General features: G+C 43.5%; 20 protein-coding genes. 17 read left to right on the forward strand and 3 right to left on the reverse strand.

Translation table 11 applies throughout. The features are described from left to right. Nucleotides 1-27 precede the first annotated feature (27 nt). Nucleotides 28-513: a chemotaxis protein CheW gene (locus OQE68_RS22420; protein WP_180567498.1), complete on the forward strand. Its 486-nt coding sequence runs from the start codon at nt 28-30 to the stop codon at nt 511-513. 31 nt (nt 514-544) lie between these two features. Beyond that, nucleotides 545-943: a DUF2802 domain-containing protein gene (locus tag OQE68_RS22425; protein ID WP_180567497.1), complete on the forward strand. Its 399-nt coding sequence runs from the start codon at nt 545-547 to the stop codon at nt 941-943. On the opposite strand, the gene OQE68_RS22430 is transcribed toward OQE68_RS22425, so the two are convergent. Both OQE68_RS22430 and fliK read right to left on the reverse strand, forming a co-directional pair. Continuing rightward, nucleotides 919-1,302 (reverse strand): EscU/YscU/HrcU family type III secretion system export apparatus switch protein, encoded by a 384-nt coding sequence (locus OQE68_RS22430; protein WP_180567496.1) that lies wholly within the window; start codon nt 1,300-1,302, stop codon nt 919-921. The two genes, OQE68_RS22425 and OQE68_RS22430, sit on opposite strands and share 25 nt — an antisense overlap. Beyond that, complete coding sequence (gene fliK, locus OQE68_RS22435) at nt 1,302-2,861, reverse strand: flagellar hook-length control protein FliK (protein ID WP_180567495.1); 1,560 nt, start codon at nt 2,859-2,861, stop codon at nt 1,302-1,304. Before fliK ends, OQE68_RS22430 begins: the two co-directional genes overlap by 1 nt. Before the next feature lie 257 nt (nt 2,862-3,118). On the opposite strand from fliK, the gene ccmA reads away from it, so the two are divergent. The 15 genes from ccmA to OQE68_RS22510 all read left to right on the forward strand — a co-directional run bounded on the left by ccmA (nt 3,119) and on the right by OQE68_RS22510 (nt 20,372). Then, nucleotides 3,119-3,754, forward strand: a complete 636-nt coding sequence (gene ccmA, locus OQE68_RS22440) for a cytochrome c biogenesis heme-transporting ATPase CcmA (RefSeq protein ID WP_180567494.1) — start codon at nt 3,119-3,121, stop codon at nt 3,752-3,754. Nucleotides 3,755-3,763: 9 nt separating this feature from the next. Continuing rightward, a complete protein-coding gene (gene ccmB / locus OQE68_RS22445; protein ID WP_434801419.1) occupies nt 3,764-4,441 on the forward strand; it encodes a heme exporter protein CcmB in 678 nt (225 codons plus the stop codon). 20 nt (nt 4,442-4,461) lie between these two features. Then, on the forward strand, nt 4,462-5,205 hold the full coding sequence (locus tag OQE68_RS22450) for a heme ABC transporter permease (RefSeq protein ID WP_180567493.1): 744 nt from the start codon (nt 4,462-4,464) through the stop codon (nt 5,203-5,205). A 9-nt stretch (nt 5,206-5,214) separates the two neighbouring features. Continuing rightward, the gene (gene ccmD / locus OQE68_RS22455) at nt 5,215-5,397 is read left to right on the forward strand and encodes a heme exporter protein CcmD (protein WP_180567492.1); all 183 of its coding nucleotides are present in this window, start codon (nt 5,215-5,217) and stop codon (nt 5,395-5,397) included. After that, nucleotides 5,394-5,852: a cytochrome c maturation protein CcmE gene (ccmE, locus tag OQE68_RS22460; RefSeq protein ID WP_180567491.1), complete on the forward strand. Its 459-nt coding sequence runs from the start codon at nt 5,394-5,396 to the stop codon at nt 5,850-5,852. Before ccmD ends, ccmE begins: the two co-directional genes overlap by 4 nt. Nucleotides 5,853-5,895: 43 nt before the next feature. Beyond that, a complete protein-coding gene (locus OQE68_RS22465; RefSeq protein WP_180567490.1) occupies nt 5,896-7,893 on the forward strand; it encodes a heme lyase CcmF/NrfE family subunit in 1,998 nt (665 codons plus the stop codon). Next, on the forward strand, nt 7,880-8,440 hold the full coding sequence (locus OQE68_RS22470) for a DsbE family thiol:disulfide interchange protein (protein ID WP_180567489.1): 561 nt from the start codon (nt 7,880-7,882) through the stop codon (nt 8,438-8,440). Before OQE68_RS22465 ends, OQE68_RS22470 begins: the two co-directional genes overlap by 14 nt. Before the next feature lie 22 nt (nt 8,441-8,462). Next, a complete protein-coding gene (locus OQE68_RS22475) occupies nt 8,463-8,954 on the forward strand; it encodes a cytochrome c-type biogenesis protein (protein WP_180567488.1) in 492 nt (163 codons plus the stop codon). Continuing rightward, complete coding sequence (gene ccmI / locus OQE68_RS22480; protein ID WP_180567487.1) at nt 8,951-10,183, forward strand: c-type cytochrome biogenesis protein CcmI; 1,233 nt, start codon at nt 8,951-8,953, stop codon at nt 10,181-10,183. The genes OQE68_RS22475 and ccmI overlap by 4 nt, the downstream gene beginning before the upstream one ends. A 407-nt stretch (nt 10,184-10,590) precedes the next feature. Beyond that, a complete protein-coding gene (locus OQE68_RS22485) occupies nt 10,591-11,256 on the forward strand; it encodes a GntR family transcriptional regulator (protein ID WP_180567486.1) in 666 nt (221 codons plus the stop codon). Nucleotides 11,257-11,758: 502 nt separating this feature from the next. Further along, entirely contained in the window at nt 11,759-15,265 is a 3,507-nt protein-coding gene (smc, locus tag OQE68_RS22490) for a chromosome segregation protein SMC (RefSeq protein ID WP_180567485.1), read from the forward strand. A 343-nt stretch (nt 15,266-15,608) separates the two neighbouring features. Next, complete coding sequence (gene zipA, locus OQE68_RS22495; RefSeq protein WP_180567484.1) at nt 15,609-16,655, forward strand: cell division protein ZipA; 1,047 nt, start codon at nt 15,609-15,611, stop codon at nt 16,653-16,655. Between the two features lie 82 nt (nt 16,656-16,737). Then, complete coding sequence (ligA, locus tag OQE68_RS22500; RefSeq protein ID WP_180567483.1) at nt 16,738-18,774, forward strand: NAD-dependent DNA ligase LigA; 2,037 nt, start codon at nt 16,738-16,740, stop codon at nt 18,772-18,774. 79 nt (nt 18,775-18,853) lie between these two features. Next, nucleotides 18,854-19,459, forward strand: a complete 606-nt coding sequence (locus tag OQE68_RS22505; RefSeq protein WP_180567482.1) for a transglycosylase SLT domain-containing protein — start codon at nt 18,854-18,856, stop codon at nt 19,457-19,459. A 472-nt stretch (nt 19,460-19,931) separates the two neighbouring features. Next, nucleotides 19,932-20,372 carry a hypothetical protein gene (locus OQE68_RS22510; protein ID WP_180567481.1) on the forward strand — a complete coding sequence of 147 codons (441 nt, stop codon included), beginning with the start codon at nt 19,932-19,934 and terminating at the stop codon, nt 20,370-20,372. 32 nt (nt 20,373-20,404) lie between these two features. Here the strand turns inward: OQE68_RS22510 and OQE68_RS22515 are convergent, their stop codons facing one another. Continuing rightward, on the reverse strand, nt 20,405-21,703 hold the full coding sequence (locus OQE68_RS22515; protein WP_180567480.1) for an NAD(P)/FAD-dependent oxidoreductase: 1,299 nt from the start codon (nt 21,701-21,703) through the stop codon (nt 20,405-20,407). Nucleotide 21,704 lies beyond the last annotated feature (1 nt).

Genomic DNA, 21,704 nt, shown 5'->3' on the forward strand with positions numbered 1-21,704 from the left:
GGGAATTATGTTGGAAGAGAGCAGTTTATGGCAACACATACTACACAAAGTCAAAGCTCGGAAGACCCCATTCTACAGTGGGTAACCTTTCGTTTAGATGATGAAACCTACGGTATTAATGTAATGCAAGTGCAAGAAGTATTACGTTATACCGAAATTGCTCCTGTACCTGGTGCGCCCACTTATGTGCTGGGTATTATTAATTTGAGGGGAAATGTAGTCACTGTTATTGATACTCGTCAGCGGTTTGGTTTGCAACCGGCTGAAGTAACAGATAACACCCGGATTGTCATTATTGAAGCGGAAAAACAAGTAGTAGGGATTTTGGTTGATAGTGTGGCAGAAGTGGTTTATTTAAGACAGTCAGAAATTGAAACGGCACCTAATGTCGGCAATGAAGAAACCGCTAAGTTTATTCAAGGTGTTTGTAATAAAAATAATGAACTATTAATTCTTGTTGAGCTAGATAAATTAATGTCAGAAGGTGAGTGGGCCGACATCGGAGAGATGTAAAGATAAAATAATCGGCCCTGACAGTGAATGTATGAGTGAAATAGCCGGGGCTTATTTGGTTGCTTTTAGCAGTTGTATCTTTGCCATCACCGCAGTGATTTATTGTTGGCAACAAAAAAAAATAATAAATAAACAGCAGCTTACGATTCAGCAGTTACAACAGGATATCAAGGCCGTGGGTGCAGGGGCTATTGGGGTAGGACAGCGTTTGCAGCAGGTAGAAACCAAACTGACAAAAACTATCGATCAACAAGAAATTCTTGAGCAGCGTGATGCTGGGCAGTTGTCATATACACAAGCAAATAAATTATGTGCAATGGGAGCGTCGGTAGAAGAAATCATGGATGCTTGTGGGTTATCGAAAGCAGAAGCAGAGTTAGTTGCTTTGGTACATAGACCTTCCCCTCACTCATCAGGGTCAGGCAAATGAGGTAGCTGATTGCTATTATTTTGTTGGCTGTTTTTCTGTTGACTATCTTCCTGTTTATTGACTTCCTGTTGATTATTCTCAGTAGTATCCTGCCAACCCTTAGGGTATTTTCCTTGAAGTTTATAAGCAAAAGCAATAATTTCAGCGATGGTAAAATACAAAAGTTCAGGTATTTCTTCTCCTAATTCTAATCCAGCCAGTAAATGGACTAGCTCTTTATTTTGATATAAAGGCACTTCACATTCAGTAGCGATAGCAATTATCGCTTCGGCAATTTCGTCTGATCCTTTAGCCGTTACTTTAGGCGCTGCTTCACCATCATAAAATAAAGCAACTGCTGTTTGTTGTGTGTTATCCATTAGGTTTTAATATCAATTAAATGTTGTTCAATAAACGTATTTTGTCTGGCGGGAGTGCCTTGCTGGCACGTCAGTGTCTCAACTTGTATTCCCCGCTTGGTTAACGCTTGTTGTAGATCTTCGATATGCTGATTAATTACCTGATAAGTGGCTTGTTGCTCAGCCCAAAAAGAGGCACTTGCTTTATTACCGCGTAATTTGACTCTGGCATATAACGGTCCAATAGGAGGGATGTCAAAACTGAGTTGAAATTGCCAGAGAATTTCTTGTTCTTCTGTTGATGATGAGTTGGTTTGGTCATTTTGTTTTTGTAGTTCTAATTGAATACTGTGCCACTGGTTTTGTATAAACAGAGGAATTTCCAATTGCCATTGCTGAATAACTGGGGCATCAGCAGTTGGTGTTGCTAGAGTTGGTTGCAAAGATATTAGCTGGTTGCTTTGTAAACGGTAAACAGCCTGTTTTAACAGCTGCACTAATTCTAGTTGTGTATTTGGCTTGGTGACAGCGGCTGTAAGCCAGGGAAACTGGTGATTAAGTGGCTGTGGCATAGCCTTATATAACTGTGCCCATGGGGACTGCCGAGCTGTGCCAGGGGAAGAGAGTGGCTGGCTGGTTTTGCTTAGCAACTTGACTAATTGGAGTAATAGGCCTTTCAGATCTTGAGACTCTTTTATTGATTGCTGAGCGACTGCGGGTTGATTAGCTATTTTTTGTTCGAAAAATAAGCCACTATTTTTTAGCCACTGGCTCAGTTCTTTGGGTGTGGTTAATTGCTTGATCGTCGGTAATTGGCTAACAAAGTCACTGAATATTTTTGGTAGGTTATTGGGATGTTGCTGATTGTGTCGAATGGTTTGTGCCAGCTGCTTGAGTACCTGATGAACCGGTAGGCTATGGGCCACTGTTTGTTGCAATGACTGGTTGAGAGTTAACCACTGACTTTGCTGGTAGGGTAGGCTTTGCAAGTGAATGCATTGGTGAGTGCGATATAGATTAACGATGTGGCCAGGCAAAATGGGTTGATCTGTGTTGAGCCAAAATACTTGGTTGTTTTGACCTAGTAGAACAGGCAATAACCGATTACCGCCTTCACCTAAGGGTATTGATGTTCTAAGGTGAGGGGTAGGTAAACTATTCAGCACTTGCCCTTGTCGGCCAGATGGCTGCGGGTTAGCTTCTAGTATACGGCTAAGGTTTTGTAATTGTTGTTGAGGGCTCGGTAGTGTTACCTCCCGCAACAATGTCAACTGGTTACCTGATTTGGGTAAACTAACGTGTAAAATACTATTATTTGGCCAAGGCGTGTTACTGCGAAACCACCAGGATTTTCCTGCCTGATCTTTAGCTTCAATAACATAGTGACCATTTTGATCTAACTGTAACAATTGACTCTTCTGGTTGGCAGGAACAGAAGTGAGAACCTGATTAACCACAAGGGTTTGTTGAGGGTTGTTAGTGGTGGTAGCCCCCTGCAAATTGGTGCCAGCTGTTACGTTACTTGTTGGTTTGGGAGCTGCAGTAGGTTCCACTGGCTTACCAGGGATTAAATCAGCCAATCCGTTGTCCTTTTAGTGCCAATATTTAACTTTATCTTAAAGCTATAGCTTATTTTTTACTGATTGATTACTTCTGGATGTGAGAGTGGCTTTTGCGGGATATCAATAAAAGTGCTTATTAGTGCAAGCTAAGTAAAATGAAACTCTTGTTATCACTTGGGTCAAATGGTTCTGATGCGTATAATGCCCCACCAGTGGAGGCTACTGCAATTTAACGTGGCCTGATCGAATAAGCTCAGTGCAGTGAAGGGGTTTTGGTGTCAGACTTTCTCAATGTGCAACAATTGGCGTGTGAACGAGATGATCGCTGGTTGTTTCAACAGTTAAGCTTCCAGGTTAACCCAGGCGAAATCTGGCAGGTGGAAGGCCCTAACGGTTCTGGTAAAACCACTTTACTGCGTATTCTGGCCGGCTTACTGATGCCCCAAACGGGTGAGGTGTTATGGCAAGGCACACCTATTCAAATGCTACGGGCAAGCTTTCAGCAGTCACTGTTGTATACGGGACACCAGGTTGGAGTTAAGGCCCATTTGACACCGATTGAAAACCTATCCTGGTATTTGGGAATGTATGGTGATGTATCCAGTCAGGCAGTAATGGAGGCGTTGGCTCAGGTTGGTTTAACTGGCTATGAAGATGTACTTTGTCACCATCTATCTGCTGGTCAGTTGCGGCGAGTTGCTCTGGCACGCTTGCAATTAGCCACTCAACCCCTGTGGATTTTAGACGAACCCTTTACGGCTATCGATAAAACAGGTGTGGCAGAACTTGAACAATTGTTGCTGGAAAAAGCCAAAGCGGGCAAAGCTATTATTTTAACCACTCACCATCAACTGAACCTTGATTACCACCAACTTCATCATCTATCACTGCTTGATTATCAGGCTCACTAGGAGACAATTGTGGGTTTGTTAAGTGCATTTCAATTGATAGTAAAGCGGGATTTGTTGCTCGCGTTTCGTCGTCGGGCAGAAATAGTTAATCCACTGATTTTTTTCTTACTGGTAGCGTCTTTGTTTCCGCTGGGCATTACCCCTGAGCGAAAAATGCTTGCCTTGATTGCACCAGGAGTGATTTGGGTAGCCGCTTTGTTAGCAGTGATGTTGTCTTTGGATCAGCTGTTTAAACATGACTATGATGATGGTTCGCTAAATCTATTAGTGTTATCCCCTGTGCCCTTATTTTGGCTGGCACTAGCGAAAGTGCTGGTCCATTGGTTGGTGAGTGGAGCGCTTCTACTACTATTCACCCCGATTTTGGCGTTAATGCTGCACCTGCCTGATACTGCCTGGTGGCCACTGTTGGCTAGTTTACTATTAGGTACACCTTTATTAAGTTTAATTGGCGCTATTGGTGCAGCCTTAACTGTTGGCTTGAAAAAAGGTGGGGTATTATTGTCATTACTGGTGTTGCCGCTGAATATTCCGGTATTGATCTTTGGCTCGGGTGCTGTGATTGCTGCTACCCAAGCGTTACCCTATGAAGGTCAGCTATTGTGGCTGGCTGTATTGTTAGTGTTAGGCATTACTCTGGCACCTTTTGCCATTGCAGCAGGGTTGCGAATAAGTGTTTCTGAATAACTGGTATTGATTGTTTACTCATGAAGTGGACCTGGTTTCACCGCTTAGGCTCTCCTAAGTGGTTTTTTGAGAAAAGTGGTAAATGGCTACCCTGGTTGGTCTGGGTATCCATTGGCTTGCTAACGACAGGGGTTGTATGGGGGCTAGCGTTTGCACCACCTGATTACCAGCAAGGTAATAGCTACCGCATTATTTTTATTCATGTACCCAGTGCTTTTCTCGCCCAAGCCTGCTACGTCACGATGGCAATTGCAGGGGCAGTAGGTTTAATTTGGAAAATGAAACTGGCCGATATGGCAGCTAAATGTTGTGCCCCCATTGGTGCTTCTTTCACCATCCTTGCTTTACTCACAGGTGCTATTTGGGGCAAACCTACCTGGGGTACCTGGTGGGAGTGGGATGCCCGACTTACCTCAATGCTGATTTTATTATTTCTTTATTTAGGTTTTATTGCCTTAGAAAACGCCATTGATAATGTTCAAACTGCAGCCAAAGCGTGTGCAGTGCTGGCGTTGGTTGGGCTGGTTAATATCCCGATTATCAAATACTCCGTGGAGTGGTGGAATACGCTACATCAACCTGCCACTTTAAAACTCACCGAAAAGCCTAGCATGGCACCCGAAATGTTAGTGCCATTGCTGATATGTATTGCGGGGTTTTATTGCTTTTTTCTGGTGGTCTTTTTATACCGGCTACGCAATGAAATTCTATGGCGAGAACGGCGCACACAATGGGTGCGGCTTTGGATGAAGCGGTTTCAATAGGTGTGTTTTATGTATTTTGAGTCATGGCAGCAGTTTTGGTTAATGGGGGGGCATGGTCCCTATGTGTGGGTCAGTTATGCGATTGGCCTGATGGTGGTTTTGTACAACGTTTTGAGCCCATGGTTAAAGCGTAAGCAGCTGATTAAAGACACCTTACGAAGTATCCGCCGGGAAGAGGTAGGTCAGTCATGAATCCAGTACGTAAGCAACGGCTGTTGGTGGTGATATTCATTGTGCTTGGTGTTAGCTTGGCTGTGGGGTTAGCACTGTTTGCTCTGCAAGAAAACGTCAACTATTTCTACTCTCCCCAGCAGTTGCAGGCAGGTGAAGCCAAGCTGGATCAGAAAATTCGAGTGGGTGGCTTAGTTGTACCGGGATCAGTCAAGCGTGATCCTCAGAGTTTAAAGGTGGAGTTTACCATTACCGATCAACAAGCCACGGCAGTTGTTCGCTATGAAGGTATTTTGCCGGACCTGTTCCGCGAAGGGCAAGGAATCATTGCCTTAGGCAAATTGTCAGCTAATCAGGTTGTAGAAGCTGATGAGGTATTGGCTAAACATGATGAAAACTATATGCCGCCAGAAGTACAGGAAGCACTTGAAAAGGCTGGGCATCCTGGTCGTAACACCCAGGCATCTGCACAATGATGGGACAGATAAATAACCTTGTGTCAGCTGGAGAAAAAATAGCATGATTCCAGAACTTGGCCACCTGGCATTAATAATTGCTTTGTGTTTGGCTGTATTACTCGCTGTTGTGCCACTAATGGGCAGCTACTGTAAAGACCACATCATGATGGGGCTGGCTAAGCCCCTGGCAACTGGCCAGCTGGTCTTCCTAGCACTCAGTTTTGGCTGCTTAGCTTATGCCTTTTTAGTGGATGACTTTTCTGTTGCCTATGTTGCCCAAAACTCTAATACACTGCTGCCAACACCTTATAAATTCAGTGCTGTATGGGGTGCCCATGAAGGCTCGTTCCTACTCTGGTGCCTTATTATGGCCTGCTGGACTTTTGCGGTAGCGCTAGCCAGTAACCATCTGCCTGAGCGAGTAACAGCAAGGGTGTTAGCTATTTTAGGCTGGTGCTCAGTTGGGTTTTTACTGTTTTTGGTGATTACCTCAAACCCCTTTGAGCGCTTATTACCCAATACCCCAGCGGATGGGCGTGATCTGAATCCTTTGCTGCAAGACTTTGGCTTAATCATTCATCCACCTTTGTTATATGTGGGCTATGTAGGCTTTTCTGTGGTATTTGCCTTTGCTATTACCGCATTGTTGGAAGGACGTTTAGATGCTACTTGGGCCCGTTGGTCTCGACCTTGGACAGCTGTTGCCTGGGCGTTTTTAACCGTTGGTATTGCACTAGGTAGCTGGTGGGCATACTACGAGCTTGGCTGGGGAGGCTGGTGGTTCTGGGACCCTGTGGAAAATGCTTCATTTATGCCCTGGTTGGTGGGAACGGCATTAATGCACTCATTGGCTGTGACAGAAAAACGAGGCGTTTTTAAAAGCTGGACCGTTTTTTTAGCGATTTTTTCTTTTTCCTTGAGTCTGTTAGGAGCCTTCTTAGTTCGTTCTGGCGTATTAACTTCAGTTCACTCGTTTGCCAGTGATCCTTCCCGTGGTGTCTTTATTTTAGTGTTATTGCTGATTGTAATTGGTGGCTCGTTTACTTTGTATGCCTTTCGCGCACCAGCAGTGGCCAGTCAGCAGCGATTTAGCTGGCAGTCTAAAGAAGCATTATTGTTGCTAAATAATATATTTCTATCAGTGGCTACTGCCATGATTTTAATTGGTACCCTATACCCACTGATTGCAAAAGCCTTAGGGGATAACAGTATTTCTATAGGTAAACCCTATTTTGACTTAATGTTTTCGGTATTTATGGCTCCTCTGGCTATTTGTTTGGGAATTGGCATTTGGGCCAACTGGAAGCAGTCTAAGGCAAGCTTTTTATGGCAACAACTGCGGTATATTGGCTTGGTCAGTGTGATTTTAGGTGTTGTATTTTGCTTCAGTTACGGTGATGGCTGGTTATTACCTGCTTGGTTGGCTGTTTCGCTCGTGGCCTGGATATGTCTCGCTTCAGTCAAACAGCTTTATTATAAAACCCGAAATCAGTCGTCTTTTATCTCTGGCTTACGTCGGCTACCGAGGCATTACTATGGTATGTGGTTTGCGCATATTGGCTTTGCGGTCACTATAGCGGGGGCGGTATTGACCAGTTTTTACAGTATTGAGCGGGATATAAAGCTAGCACCTGGGGATTCCGTTAACTTGGCTGGTTATCAGTTTTTATTTAAAGGGATTCAAGAAAAACAAGGGCCAAACTATGTTGCCCAACAGGGCCAGTTGGTTGTAACCAAAGATGAGCAGGTGGTTGCATCATTAAAGCCTGAAAAGCGCCGTTATCCGGTGCAGCAAAATGTTATGACCGAAGCCGCAATTGATCCAGGTTTATTCCGTGATTTGTATGTAGCACTAGGTGAACCGCTTGATGAAAGTGGTGCCTGGGCAGTAAGAGTACACTTTAAAGCATTTGTTCGGTTGATTTGGTTGGGTGCTTTATTGATGGCTCTAGGCGGCGTGCTGGCGGCGCTTGATAAACGTTATCGCCTGCGATTGACTGCAAAACAAACGAATTCCCACGTAGTCAAGGCTGAGGTGGTTGCTGATGGCACGGCTTAAGTTATTTATTCCCTTACTGTTGTTTATTGCGTTAGTAGGTTTTCTTTATCAAGGTATTTATGACAAAGATGACAGCCTGACATCCGCATTACTGAATAAGCCATTTCCAGCATTCTCACTTCCTACTGTGCAGTCTGCTGAAACTAATGTTGGTAAACAGGCATTATTAGGAGAAGTTGCACTGGTTAATGTATGGGCGACCTGGTGTCCTTCTTGTCAGGTAGAGCATCCCTATTTACTCAAGCTGGCCCAGCAAGGGGTGAAAATTATCGGTGTTAATTATAAGGATGATCGTGCGGCTGCTCAGCAATGGCTAACTAAGCTAAAGAACCCTTATGTGTTTAGTGTGTTTGATGAGAAAGGACGGCTTGGATTGGATTTAGGTGTTTATGGTGCACCTGAAACCTACTTAATCGATAGGGAAGGGGTTATTCGTTATAAGCATGTTGGTGTGGTAGATGAACAGGTTTGGCTGACTAAAATTAAACCAAAATACGATGCCTTAAAAATGAATACGGCAGGAACAGTACAACAGGATGCAGGCTAGTGGGATGTCGTTAGCAATGAATATGAAAGCGTGTTTAAAGCCACTGCTGATTTTGCTGGTGAGCACTGTGGGGTGGTTGTCAGTTAGTTGGGCTGCTATTGATACTTATCCATTTCAAACTGAAGAGCAACGCCAGCGGTTTAAACAGTTAACGGATGAGCTTCGCTGCCCTAAATGTCAAAACCAGAATATTGCTGATTCCAATGCGCCCATTGCGAAAGATCTTCGTGAAGAAATATACCGACAGTTGCTAGCTGGACAGTCAAACCAAGCCATTGCTGACTTTATGGTAGCTCGTTACGGAGAATTTGTTTTATATCGACCTGCCTTTAGTAAGAAAACCTGGTTATTGTGGATAGGGCCATTTATTTTGTTAGTAGTGGGGGCAGGGATTTTTTATCGATTAATTAGGAAGGGGCAGTCATCTACTGCTCCCGCTTCAGCTTCATTATCGGAAGCTGAGCAGCAGCAAATTGAAGCTATTATTCACCAGCATGAAGAACCGAAGTCATGATGTTATTTTGGGTTACTGCAGCAGTATTTTTAATCATTGCTGTGTTGTTTATATTATTACCAATTCCCCGTCTTAACAGGCGATTAAATGAAGCCAGCCAACAACAGCAAGCTGAGCAGGTTGCTCGTTACCAGCAACAATTAGCCGAGCTAGACTCTGCTCATGCGGATGGCCAGCTAGATAGCCTGGACTATGAAGAGCAAAAAAATGCCTTAGGAAAACGCTTACTGGCCGATTATCAACAGGTAAAGTCAACCCGGTTGAGCACAATAACTTGGTTGGCAGGGGGTAGCTTGCCTGTGGCTGCAATTGGCCTTTATTTATTATTGGGTGGAAGTCAGCAATTGGCATTTACCCAAGAGCTAAAAGCAATTGACTGGGATAATGCCAGTGGCAAAGAGTTGGTTAATTCACTGGAAACATTAGCTGCTGACTATCCTAACCAACCACAAGTGCATTATTTATTGGCCCGTACTTATATGGCAATGAATCAGTTGGGAAAGGCAGAGCAGGCTTTTACAGTATTAAAAGTACAAGCTCCGGATGACCCATCAGTCATTGCGCAGTTAGCGCAGGTTAAATACTTAAGGCAAAATAATAAAATCACTCAAGAAGTCACAACGCTTGCTCAGCAAGCATTGACTATTCAGCCGAACCAACCCACGGCGCTTGGCATTATGGGAATTGCGGCATTTGAGTCAGGGGATTACCAACAGGCAATTCATTATTGGCAACAAGTGTTAGCTACTCGCCCTGATCATGCAACAGCCACTGCGTTACAGCAGGGAATAGCAAAAGCACAACAATTGGCGAGTACAGAAAGTGCTCCATCAAAACCACAAGAGGCAGATAAGCCTGCGTCTAAACAAGTTGATGGAGAAAAACTCGCTGATGCAGAAATCAGTGTTTTAGTGGAATTGGATGAAACATTACTACAACAGTTGCCTAAGCAGGCGAAGGTTTATGTGTTAGCTAAGCACGCTAGCATGAGAATGCCTGTTGCAGTTGTACCACTCCAGATTAGTGAACTACCTGCTTTGGTAAAACTTAATGACTCAAAAGTCATGATAGCTGGAAATAAATTGTCTCAATATCAGATGGTTGATGTGATTGCTAAAATCTCTATTTCAGGAGATGCTACTCAAAGTGACTATGTAGTCAGCAAGCAAAATATTAAAGTGAATCATAAAGGGGTTGTACGTTTAGCCATCTCTAAAAGCAGTAGTTAGTATTTCACGATGCTGTGTTGTCAATTATTCATGTGGCTGACAACATAGCGTACCTCCCCCTCTTGCCTATAAAAAATATCCTTCAGTAGTTTCTTTGAGCAATTGCCAGTAGTTCCTAAATATTAGACTAAAAGCTTAGAAATTAAGATTATAAAACAACTCGTTTTAGCTATATGATGTTCTGAATATCATGTTGTAAACATTGAAAAGGCTGTAAAAATACAGTCTTTTTTATTTCTACCTGTCTAACAATAAAATTTTCAATCGAAAAGTGTAGCTTTTTGTACAGTTTTTGTCGTATAAATAGAAAAATAATTGTACTTATATGATGACTGTTTAGCTTTCAATAATTATTATGTATCTTTGTGTGAATAATGAAATAATAAATTACATAACTGGAATCAGTAATGGTCTTTAAAGCATCTGATAGTCTTTCTGAACAAATTGCACAACACTTAGCAAGTAAAATTATTAAAGGAGAGCTACTTGCTAAGGAAAGGATTCAGGAATTAAAGGTAGCAAGCGAGTTAGGAGTAAGCCGTGGTTCTGTTCGAGAAGCCTTGCTGATATTACAACGCAAGCATTTAATTGATATTTTGCCCCGTCGTGGTGCAATGGTCACTGAATTAACTGAGCATAGAGTGCAAAGCCTATATGAAATGGTGGTGGAGTTGTATTCATTTCTTGCTTTGAAAGTGGCTGAGAATTGGCAGGCTGAAGTTCAGCTGAAACCGTTCAAGGCAACGTTAAAAGAGCTTGAGCTATTAGCTGAGCAACGCAATATTGAGCGTTACATTGAGGTAAGCTTTGATATTTTACGTCAAGCACTACCGATTGCTGATAATTCCTACTTGGAACAAATTTTAGCCAATGTTCAGCCTGCTATCCATCGAACCTATTTCTTAGTCGCAAGCAAATATGAGGATCATATTGTTAAAAGCTTAGGCTTTTTTAAGGCGTTAATTCAGGTAGTTGAACAAAGAGATCAACAGCAAATCAGACAAGTTGTTGCTGCCTACGGTAAACACCACCGGGATATGCTAATGAAAGTTGTAGGAGGTCGTGAATATTAAATGAAATTGATCTAATTTTAATCGATTCTACCTTTGATTGAGAACAGTAGCGTTATTTTGATAATGCTACTGACTTCTATCTATACAACTTTCTAGGTGCATTCAGTTCACTGCCTGTGTAAACTTGCTTTAGTTGGGGACTGTAGTTAGTTGTATTGGTAAAGCGGTTACTCTACATACTAAAACCACTCACCTTGTTCTGCCACTGTATGATTAAAGTGAAATAAGCAGAATGTGGGCTGTATGCTTTTTAAAGCCTATATAGCAGCCTAGTGGAGTGGTTTTGTGAGTAAGTAATTTGTTAGTAAGTAATAAGCTTTCTAAGCAAGCTCTTACCTGTTAAAAATGTTAGTTGTTAAGCCTATGTGCATGCATCCTTGAGTAAAAGTGCTATTAAGCGGTCTTTTGGGGTGCCTTTAATACGGCAGGCTTAGACAATTACAACTAGTCTTATTATTGTCCCGCCATCTTATAAAGTAAGTTTATTGAGATTTAATGTTACATGCGGCTTAAATCAATCAAACTGGCAGGCTTTAAGTCTTTTGTTGACCCCACCAATGTTCCCCTACCCAGTAATATGTGTGGTGTAGTGGGTCCTAATGGTTGTGGAAAATCAAATATCATCGATGCTGTGCGTTGGGTAATGGGAGAAAGTTCCGCTAAAAACCTGCGTGGCGAGTCAATGACCGATGTTATCTTTAATGGCTCAAATGCACGGAAACCTGTGGGGCAAGCCTCGGTTGAGTTGATTTTTGATAATAGTGATGGCTCATTGGTGGGAGAGTACGCCAAATACAGTGAAATTTCAGTTAAGCGCCGAGTCACCCGCGATAGTAAAAACCAATATTTTCTAAATGGTACAAAATGTCGGCGTAAAGACATTACTGATATTTTCCTAGGTACGGGGTTAGGGCCTCGGAGCTATGCCATTATCAGCCAGGGAATTATCTCTAATTTAATTGAATCAAAGCCTGAAGAGTTAAGGGTTTTTATTGAAGAAGCGGCGGGGATATCAAAATATAAAGAGCGCCGCCGTGAAACAGAAAACCGTATTCGCCGTACCACTGAAAACCTTGAGCGATTGACTGACCTACGTGAAGAACTGGAGCGTCAACTACACCACCTGCATCGTCAAGCACAAGCAGCCGAAAAATATAAAGCATTTAGAGACGAAGAGCGGTTGAAAAAAGCCCAACTACAAGGGTTGCGCTGGCGGGCCATTCATCAGCAGGTGGAAACTAAAAAACAATTAATTGGTGAGCTGGAAGTTAAGCTGGAAGCAGAAGTTGCAGGCCAGCGATCGCAAGATTCCGCCATTGAAAAGCAGCGGGAGCAGCATATTTCTCTAACTGATCAGTTTAATGAGGTCCAAGGCCGTTATTACAGCATTGGTGCTGAGGTTGCTCGGGTAGAGCAAAGCATCCAACATGCTAAGACCAGGTTGGCGGAGCTTCAGCAAGACTTGCAGGCCAGTGAAAGCAACTTACAAGAGGCTAACGCAGATTTAGCTAATGATCAGCAGCTACAAGCCCAATTAACCGAAGAGCTAGCAGAAATAACCCCTGAGCTGGAATTACTTAGCGCTGCTGAAGAGGAGTCTGCCATTGCGTTACAAACAGCAGAAGAATCAATGCAAAACTGGCAAAACAATTGGGACCAGTTTAACCAGCGATCAGCAGAGCCTAAACGAAAAGCAGAAGTTGAACAGTCCCGCATTCAACACTTAGAACAAGTACTCAAGCGACTTCATGAGCGGATTCATCGCTTGGAAGAAGAGCAACTAGGGCTTTCAGCAGGGCCTTTGGAAGAAGAAATTGCTTTACTGCAAGAACAGCTATCAGAGTTGGAGCTGAATGCAGAGTCACAAGTTGGGCAAGTAGAAACGGTTGCCCAGTCAATTGACCATTATCGTCAACAAGAGCAGCAATTAACGGAAGCATTGGACCAGTTGCGCAGTGAGCTACAACAGGCCCGTGGGCGCTTTGCATCTTTAGAGGCCTTGCAACAAGCTGCTATGGGAGACAATGACCAGGCCAATAGCTGGATCACTGACGTTGGGCTAGCAGAGCAAACCAGGCTGGCAGAGCAGTTGTCGGTCACACCGGGTTGGGAAACAGCATTAGAAACTGTGCTGGGTGACTGTTTGCAAGCAATAGTCGTGGATCAGCTGGATACATCCGCCAATCAGCTGGCCATGCTTAAAGAGGGCTCCGTAACATTGCTTGAACCGCAAAGTTCGCAGCTTACAACCTCACACAATGGCAAAACATCTTTGTTGTCGGTAGTGAATGATGAAAGCCATATAGCCCCTTTGCTATCAGGAATTTACCTAGCTGAAACCCTATCAGAAGCCCTGGCCCATCGCCATGAGCTGGCTGCCCATGAGTCAGTAGTATGCCAGGAAGGTATTTGGGTAGGACCAAACTGGCTAAGAGTGGCCAAAGGCGACAATGCCCAGGCAGGCATCTTAAAGCGCAAGCAAGCGCTGGAAAGTCTGGCAAACTCCATTGATCACCTGGAAACCACCATTGCTACTCACAACCAGCAACTGACTGAAATGCAGGATCAGCATCGAGCTGCAGAACAGCAGCGAGAGCAGCTTCAGAAAACCCTGGCTGAACTCAATCGACAACAGGGAGAGTGTAAAGCTGCTCTGAGTGGTAAGCAGGTAAAGGTAGAGCAGGTGCTTGAACGGCGCAGCAGGGTGCTTCAGGAGCTAGAAGAGCTATCCTCTCAACAGCACCAAGAGCAGCAGAATATTGGTGAAGCACGATTGCTGTTACAAGAAGCGTTGGACTTAATGGCAGATGATGAAGGGCAGCGTGAGCAGCTGTTAGCTAGCCGTGATGAAATTAGGGCGGCACTTGATCAAGCACGTCAGCAGGCCCGTTATGATAAAGATAAGTCGCACCAGTTGGCGTTACGTCAGCAGTCTTTGACAACACAGCTTCAGTCAATTGAGCAGGGGTTAAGCCGGTTAACCAGCCAGGTGTCACGTTTTGCTGAACAGCAGAGCCAAATAAAAGAGACTATTGCTCAAACGGAATTACCGCTAGCTGAATGGGCTATGGAACTTGAAGCGCAATTAGAGCGTCGAATTCAAGTTGAAGATGAATTAGGCAACGCTCGTCGAGAGCTTGAAGCCGTTGATCATGAAATACGACAATATGAAAAACTACGTAGTGGTGCGGAACAGCAAGCGACTAAAATTCGTGGTGAATTAGAGCAGCAACGTATTGAGTGGCAAGGTTTAGCAGTTAGATTAAATACTTTGCAAGAACAACTACAGGCAGAGCAGTTTGATTTAGAGCAAGTCATTGCTGAGCTTCCTGACGATGCTGATGAAACCATCTGGACTGAAGCACTGGAAAAACTGGCTAATAAAATCCAGCGACTGGGTGCCATTAACTTGGCAGCGATTGAAGAATATGAAGTGCAGTCGGAGCGTAAACGTTATTTAGATGCCCAAAATGACGATTTACAAGAGGCATTAAATACGCTTGAGGATGCCATCAGAAAAATTGATAAAGAAACGCGTAATCGGTTTAAGAGTACTTTTGATAAGGTCAATAATGGGTTACAAACCCTTTTCCCGAAGGTGTTTGGCGGCGGAAGTGCTTATTTAGAACTAACAGGTGAGGATTTATTAGATACGGGTGTGGCGATAATGGCCAGACCTCCAGGTAAGAAAAACAGCACGATTCATTTGCTGTCAGGTGGTGAGAAAGCATTAACAGCCATCGCGTTAGTGTTTTCGATTTTCCAGTTAAATCCTGCGCCATTTTGTATGTTGGATGAAGTTGATGCACCGTTAGATGATGCTAATGTGGGACGCTATGCTCGCATGGTGACGGAAATGTCTAAATCAGTACAATTTATTTACATTACCCATAATAAAATAGCGATGGAAGCTGCCAGCCAATTAATGGGGGTAACCATGCAAGAGCCTGGTGTATCTCGTTTGGTAGCCGTTGATGTAGAAGCAGCAGCTGCACTGGCAGCAAACTAGAATCAAGCAATGAATAGGAAACAGGTTGCGCGTAAGTCTTAGATAAAAATTTATGGCTAAAAAGCGGCTAAATATTGCACGGCTTGAAAAATATGCACCATAATTATTGTAAGACGTAAGAAGCATTGCCGCTCTAGATTGTTGCTGTAAATTGTCGTATAGCAAACAACAAGCGCAAGTTAAAGTCTGTTGTAACCGCTCATAAGCTGGAGGTCGATGGTTCAATGTTTTGTGTTAGCAGTGTTTATTTATCAAAGCTTTCACAAAAATATCTGACGGTTGTGCCAAGAAGTGGCTGAGTAGGGTTATGATAGCCTAATTAGTAATAAGGTTGACAAACACAATGGATATCGGGTTACGAGAATCGTTAATTATTATCGGCATGATTGTGATAGCCGGTATTTTATTTGATGGTTATCGTCGGATGAAAATTAACCGGCGTCGTGCTAGAGATTTGTCTTTAGGAATGGGAGCTGGGTTACAAAATGACGTTGATGATTTTAATAGTGAGTTACCCAACGGGGGAGCTCGTGTTATAGCTCAAGCAGGTCAGCCAGTGATACTGGATGATGAAGTGCCCACCGTGGCTGAAGAAACCGTGGCACCAGAGCCACCACTGATCAATACGCCAGTGGCTGCAGAAAAAACAGATAAAGTGACACCACTACAGCAATATAAAACAGCTAAGGTATCAGGGGCTAGTAATAACTCAGTAATAAATAAAAGAGCGTCAACGGCTAAGCCTATAATTACTTCTGATGCTGAGGTGGATGATGATGTGTTAATAGCTGATAAGACTGATCACTATACAACACCTGTGACTAAGCCTACGGCTGCTCGTGTTATCAATAAAAGTACCAGTAAACAGAAAACCACCAAACGAGCGCCAGTAAAAACCGTTAAACAAGAGCCTGCTACCACAGTGATGGATCAGTCCAATCGGGCTGCTGCTGAGGAAGTGATCATTATTAATGTTGTTGCAAAAACTGAAGAAGGGTTTGTTGGTAGTGAGCTGCTGCATGCATTATTGGCAAATGGTCTCAAGTTTGGTGAGATGCAAATTTTCCATCGTCATGAACAGCCTGATGGTAATGGTTGTGTTTTATTCAGTGCAGCTAATGGCGTAGAACCAGGCTACTTTGATTTAGCTTCTATGGAGCGGTTGCAAACATCAGTAGTAAGCTTATTCATGAGTTTGCCTGGGCCTCCAGAGCCAATGAAAGCCTTTGAGGAAATGGCGATGGCGGCTTACTATTTGTCCCGCTCATTGCAAGGTGAGTTGAAAGATGAGCAGCACAGTGTGATGACACAGCAAACCCTAGAGCACTGTCGCCAGCGCATTATGGACTACGAACGTCGTGTCCTGGTTAGAAAACAGTCCGTTCAATAAACTCTTTTTTTCATACTAACTTCTATGATATCAGGCCTGCTTTGCAGGCCTGACGTTTTTTAGCTGATTGTTGGGGAAATAAATGTCAGCATCAAGTGCAGTTAAACAACAAGTTGAACAGTTAAGAAAGACTATTAATGAGCACAATTATTACTATTACGTTAAAGATGATCCGCTTGTCACTGATGCCGAATATGACCGCTTGCTACGGGAATTACAAAGCTTAGAACGGCAATACCCAGAACTTGTCACTCCCTCATCACCTACGCAACGAGTGGGTGCTGCCCCACTGGCTGGGTTTAATGAAGTGGTGCATGAACTTCCCATGTTGTCATTGGATAATGCATTTAATGAACAAGAATTAGCTGATTTTGAGCGACGACTTCAAGACCGATTGAAAACTGATACTTCAATTGAGTACACCTGTGAACCTAAGCTTGATGGTATTGCTGTCAGCCTGCTTTATGAAAGAGGAGTGCTGGTAAGAGCGGCAACTCGAGGGGATGGCAATACTGGTGAAGATATTACGCTAAATATTCGGACCATACCTTCTATACCATTACAACTAATGAGTGATCAAATACCTGACCGAATAGAAGTACGTGGTGAAGTCTATATGCCCAAAGCGGGGTTTGAAGCCTTAAATGCAATAGCGACAGAAAAAGGTGAAAAAACCTTTGTTAACCCACGTAATGCAGCTGCAGGTAGTTTACGTCAGCTTGATTCAAGTATTACCGCTAACCGCCCGTTGGAAATGTGCTGTTATGGCGTCGGTATTATCGAAGGTGGCGATCTGCCGGATAATCATAATGAAGTACTGGCTCTGCTGGGTAAGTGGGGATTTAAACTGAATGCAGAAATTAAAGTAGTGACTGGTGTCGTTGAAGCCCAAGATTATTACACCCAGCTTGAGCAAAAAAGGGAACAGTTGCCGTATGAAATTGATGGCATTGTGTATAAAGTGAACTCACTTGCTCAGCAGCAACAATTAGGTTTTGTAGCACGGGCCCCTCGCTGGGCAATTGCCTATAAATTTCCTGCCCAGGAAGAAAGTACTGTATTAGAAAAAGTGGAGTTTCAAGTGGGAAGAACAGGGGCAATCACACCTGTTGCTCGTTTGAAGCCTGTGTTTGTCGGCGGTGTGACAGTCACCAATGCCACACTACATAATATGGATGAAGTGGCTCGCCTGGATGTAAGAGCGGGTGACACTGTGATTATTCGTCGGGCAGGGGATGTCATTCCTCAAGTGGTGAAAGTTATTGTTGAAAAACGGTTAGCTAATACGCAGCCGGTTTCGATGCCTGATCACTGCCCTGTTTGCGAATCAAAGATTGAACGGGTTGAAGGAGAGGCGGTTGCACGCTGTAGTGGTGGTTTAATTTGTGCTGCACAACGTAAAGAAGCCATTAAGCATTTTGCCAGCCGCCGAGCGATGGATATTGATGGATTAGGTGAAAAGCTCGTTGAACAATTAGTTGATCAGGATCTGATCAACGATGTGGCTGATTTATTTAACCTAACCGCAGAAGCGGTGGCTAAACTAGAAAGAATGGGGCCTAAGTCAGCAGAAAACTTAATTAATGCGTTAGCTGAGGCTAAGCAGACGACATTGGCCCGGTTTATTTATGCGCTGGGTATTCGTGAAGTAGGAGAGGCAACTGCACAACAGTTGGCCAATTATTTTGGTGACCTAACAGCGTTGCAGCAGGCTGATCAGGAAAGCTTGCAACAGGTGTCGGATGTTGGGCCTATCGTAGCGAAGCATATTGCCGTATTTTTTAGTGAGCCACATAATTTGGCCGTTATTAAGCGATTGATTGACTATGGCGTGCAATGGCCAACAGTTGTAGTAGAACATGCTCAGGAAAAGCCATTAGCTGGCTATACATATGTATTAACGGGTACCTTGTCACAAATGTCTCGTGATGAGGCTAAGCAAAAATTACAAGCGCTGGGAGCAAAAGTATCCGGTTCAGTGTCAAATAAGACAACTGCCGTTATTGCTGGCGAAAAAGCAGGCTCAAAACTGGCAAAAGCGGAGTCTTTAGGTGTTGATATACTCAATGAGCAAGCCTTAATCGCATTGTTGGAGCAGTATCATTCTGGCGAAAGTTAGCTTTATTCGTAATTCTGGTTTACCTGGTTGTCGCTGGCAATTAATCAAGCGCCATTACGCTACAACTTCGGGTAAACGCATGGTGGGGTTAATAGTGGGGATCAGTTTGTTTTTGACAGGCTGTGCCCATGCTCCACCACCCGAAAACCCTCATAATATTTGCAATATATTCCAAGAAAAAGAAGACTGGTACCACGAAGCTAAAAAGAGTACCCAGCGGTGGGGAACACCGATCCCTGTTATGATGTCCATTATGTATCATGAGTCCAGCTATGTGGCGAATGCACGACCGCCACGGCGATGGTATTGGGGATTTATTCCAGGGCCTCGTATTTCAACAGCCTATGGTTATGCTCAGGCACTAGATGGTGTTTGGGATGATTATCGTACAGAGATAGGTGCCTGGGGTGATCGGGATGAATTTGCTGATGCTGTTGATTTTATTGGCTGGTATACCAATAAATCGCTACGCATTAATGGTGTCAAATTATCTGATGCGCGCAATCAATACCTTAATTATCATGAAGGGTGGGGTGGTTACCAGCGCCGTACCTACCGACGTAAGCCCTGGTTGATGGGGGTGGCTAAGCGTGTTGAAAAAAAAGCTAAGCGGTATCGCTATCAACTAAAGCAATGTGAAGAAGAGTTAAATAAGCCCAGCTTTTGGCAATGGTTGTTTGGCTGAATTAGAGTAATTAAGTCTCACTCTTTTCAAAAAAACACCAGTCTGTGAACAAACCCTTGCTTAGGTGCTTCTTTCTCTAGAAAGTTGGTAGCATAATCGAAGCCTAGGAGGGGAATCAGTTACTGTTAATTGAGTCATACTGCAAATCCCCAATTTACCCTATAAACAGCTAAAAAATACTTGGTGCAGTAACTAATTAATATAGCCAAAGCGAAGGGTATAGGTTGGAAGGGTATAGGTTGATTGAGGCGTTCGACACAATTATTGCTTCAGGGAATGAAGTATCAAACCTGAAACTATTTGTCAATTAGCGCTCGCTGAACAAATAAATAGACCGTCAGTAATGCTTGAGTAATACGACGGAACACTCAAATAAACAACATTTTTCACGTTATTTATCAAGTGTCCCTAAGTATTGGTTTTTTTGCGCTACAATACGGCATTTGTCGGTCTTTTCAGGAAGGAGTATCACTTGGACCGTGAGTCAATAGTTTATGGTTGTATAAAAGACTTACCTTTTGGTAATGAGACAGAAGTGCTTAAACGTAGATACCATAATTTACGCACTATTCATTCATTGCCTGGAGGGGATGAGTGGCCTTTTTTGTCTCGTGACTTTTTTGCTGTTTCAGGCAGCCAGCCTGAGCAAGGTACTTATATAACCCAAGTTATCCACTTTGGAGCATCTTATTGTGCTGTGGAGTGTGACTGGGAGCAATGGATAAAAAAGTTTGAAGCTATTTTAAAGCAAATGTATTGGAACTCTGCCACCGTACATTTAGAAACTGAGCTGGCTGGCACCCATACTTTTAGCTGGCATGCAGAGAAAAGTTATCATTCACCGGGTGAAGAATTAAAAGTGCGTTGTGAGTGGCAACATGATGGACAACTAAAAACCAAGCAACATGCTTAATAGTCATACTTAACAATCAGTCTTTATTTAAATTAAAAGTAGTCTTTTAAGCGGTAATACAGCATCCCTAACGCTAACAAGGGGGATCTTAATAAGGGACCTCCAGGAAACGTGATGTGTTTGATTTTAGCAAACACATCAAAACGTTCTAACTGACCACTCAATGCTTCAGCAATAAGCCGTCCCATCATATGGGTGGCATTCAAACCATGACCTGAGTAGGCTTGAGCATAATAGATATTTTGATCAAGTATTCCGAGTTGGGGCATTCGATTCGCCCCAATGCCAATATTGCCTCCCCATTGATAATCAATCTTCACACTGGCCAGTTGTGGAAAAACCTTAAGCATATTGGGTCGTAATGCATGATGAATATTGCTGGGGTGCTGGCCAGAATAATGACATAAACCACCAAATAACAGCCGTTTGTCTGCAGATAGACGAAAATAGTCCAGAGTTATTCGCTGGTCACTGACAGCCATATTCTGAGGTAATAACTGTTGAGCAAGGCTATCAGTCAGTGGCTCAGTCGCAATGATATAGCTGCCTGCGGGAAGCACTTTACCTGCTAACTGTGGCACTAGCTGGCCAAGGTAGGCATTACAGCCGACCACAACAGCATTGGCTTTGACCTGACCATAGGGCGTTTTTACTGTGGGGTGTAGCCCCGGCTCAATGGCGGTGACAGGGCTTTTTTCATAGATTTCAACCCCAAGCTGGGTGGCTGCAATGGCTTCTCCTAAACAAAGATTTAATGGATGCAAATGGCCGCTGCCCATATCGACTAGTCCACCGATATAACAGTTTGTACCAATTACTGTGCTGAGTTCTGTCTGGCTAATCCATTTTAATGGGTAAGGGTAATTGCGTTGAGTGGATGCTTGGTAGTAATCAGCGAGTTGACGAAGGTATTTGGGTTTATTCGCTGCATCAAAATAACCCCAGGTTAAGTCGCAATCTATTTGGTATTTATTAACGCGCTCTTTAACGATTTCTACGGCTTCAATGCCCATTTGCCAAATTGCATCAATGCCTTCCTGGCCAATCAATGCGCGAAATGGCTCAGCACTATGTCCAATTCCTCTAATCAGTTGACCACCGTTTCGGCCCGAGGCCCCCCATCCGACCTTACGGGCTTCTAACAAGCACACTCGATAATTGCGTTCGGCTAATTCCAGAGCGGCAGCAAGACCAGTAAATCCTCCGCCAATAATGCAAACATCAACAGTTTTATGTTCGCTTAAACGGGGGTAAACAGGTTGCTGATTAGCACTAGCAGCGTAATAAGATGTGGGATAATTGTCACTATGAACAAAGTCCTGATGCCTCATA

The sequence above is a fragment of the Spartinivicinus marinus genome (genome assembly GCF_026309355.1).
GTDB classification, from domain to species: Bacteria; Pseudomonadota; Gammaproteobacteria; order Pseudomonadales; family Zooshikellaceae; genus Spartinivicinus; species Spartinivicinus marinus.

Bases quoted from the DNA above. Each gene is read 5' to 3' on its own strand.
- OQE68_RS22485 (WP_180567486.1), top strand. From the start codon at position 10,591: ATGGTCTTTAAAGCATCTGATAGTCTTTCTGAACAAATTGCACAACAC.
- ccmD (WP_180567492.1), top strand. From the start codon at position 5,215: ATGTATTTTGAGTCATGGCAGCAGTTTTGGTTAATGGGGGGGCATGGT.
- OQE68_RS22430 (WP_180567496.1), bottom strand. From the start codon at position 1,302: ATGGATAACACACAACAAACAGCAGTTGCTTTATTTTATGATGGTGAA.
- OQE68_RS22475 (WP_180567488.1), top strand. From the start codon at position 8,463: ATGAAAGCGTGTTTAAAGCCACTGCTGATTTTGCTGGTGAGCACTGTG.
- OQE68_RS22465 (WP_180567490.1), top strand. From the start codon at position 5,896: ATGATTCCAGAACTTGGCCACCTGGCATTAATAATTGCTTTGTGTTTG.
- smc (WP_180567485.1), top strand. From the start codon at position 11,759: ATGCGGCTTAAATCAATCAAACTGGCAGGCTTTAAGTCTTTTGTTGAC.
- OQE68_RS22505 (WP_180567482.1), top strand. From the start codon at position 18,854: ATGGTGGGGTTAATAGTGGGGATCAGTTTGTTTTTGACAGGCTGTGCC.
- ccmE (WP_180567491.1), top strand. From the start codon at position 5,394: ATGAATCCAGTACGTAAGCAACGGCTGTTGGTGGTGATATTCATTGTG.
- OQE68_RS22425 (WP_180567497.1), top strand. From the start codon at position 545: ATGAGTGAAATAGCCGGGGCTTATTTGGTTGCTTTTAGCAGTTGTATC.
- OQE68_RS22420 (WP_180567498.1), top strand. From the start codon at position 28: ATGGCAACACATACTACACAAAGTCAAAGCTCGGAAGACCCCATTCTA.
- OQE68_RS22515 (WP_180567480.1), bottom strand. From the start codon at position 21,703: ATGAGGCATCAGGACTTTGTTCATAGTGACAATTATCCCACATCTTAT.
- OQE68_RS22470 (WP_180567489.1), top strand. From the start codon at position 7,880: ATGGCACGGCTTAAGTTATTTATTCCCTTACTGTTGTTTATTGCGTTA.
- ligA (WP_180567483.1), top strand. From the start codon at position 16,738: ATGTCAGCATCAAGTGCAGTTAAACAACAAGTTGAACAGTTAAGAAAG.
- OQE68_RS22450 (WP_180567493.1), top strand. From the start codon at position 4,462: ATGAAGTGGACCTGGTTTCACCGCTTAGGCTCTCCTAAGTGGTTTTTT.
- ccmI (WP_180567487.1), top strand. From the start codon at position 8,951: ATGATGTTATTTTGGGTTACTGCAGCAGTATTTTTAATCATTGCTGTG.
- zipA (WP_180567484.1), top strand. From the start codon at position 15,609: ATGGATATCGGGTTACGAGAATCGTTAATTATTATCGGCATGATTGTG.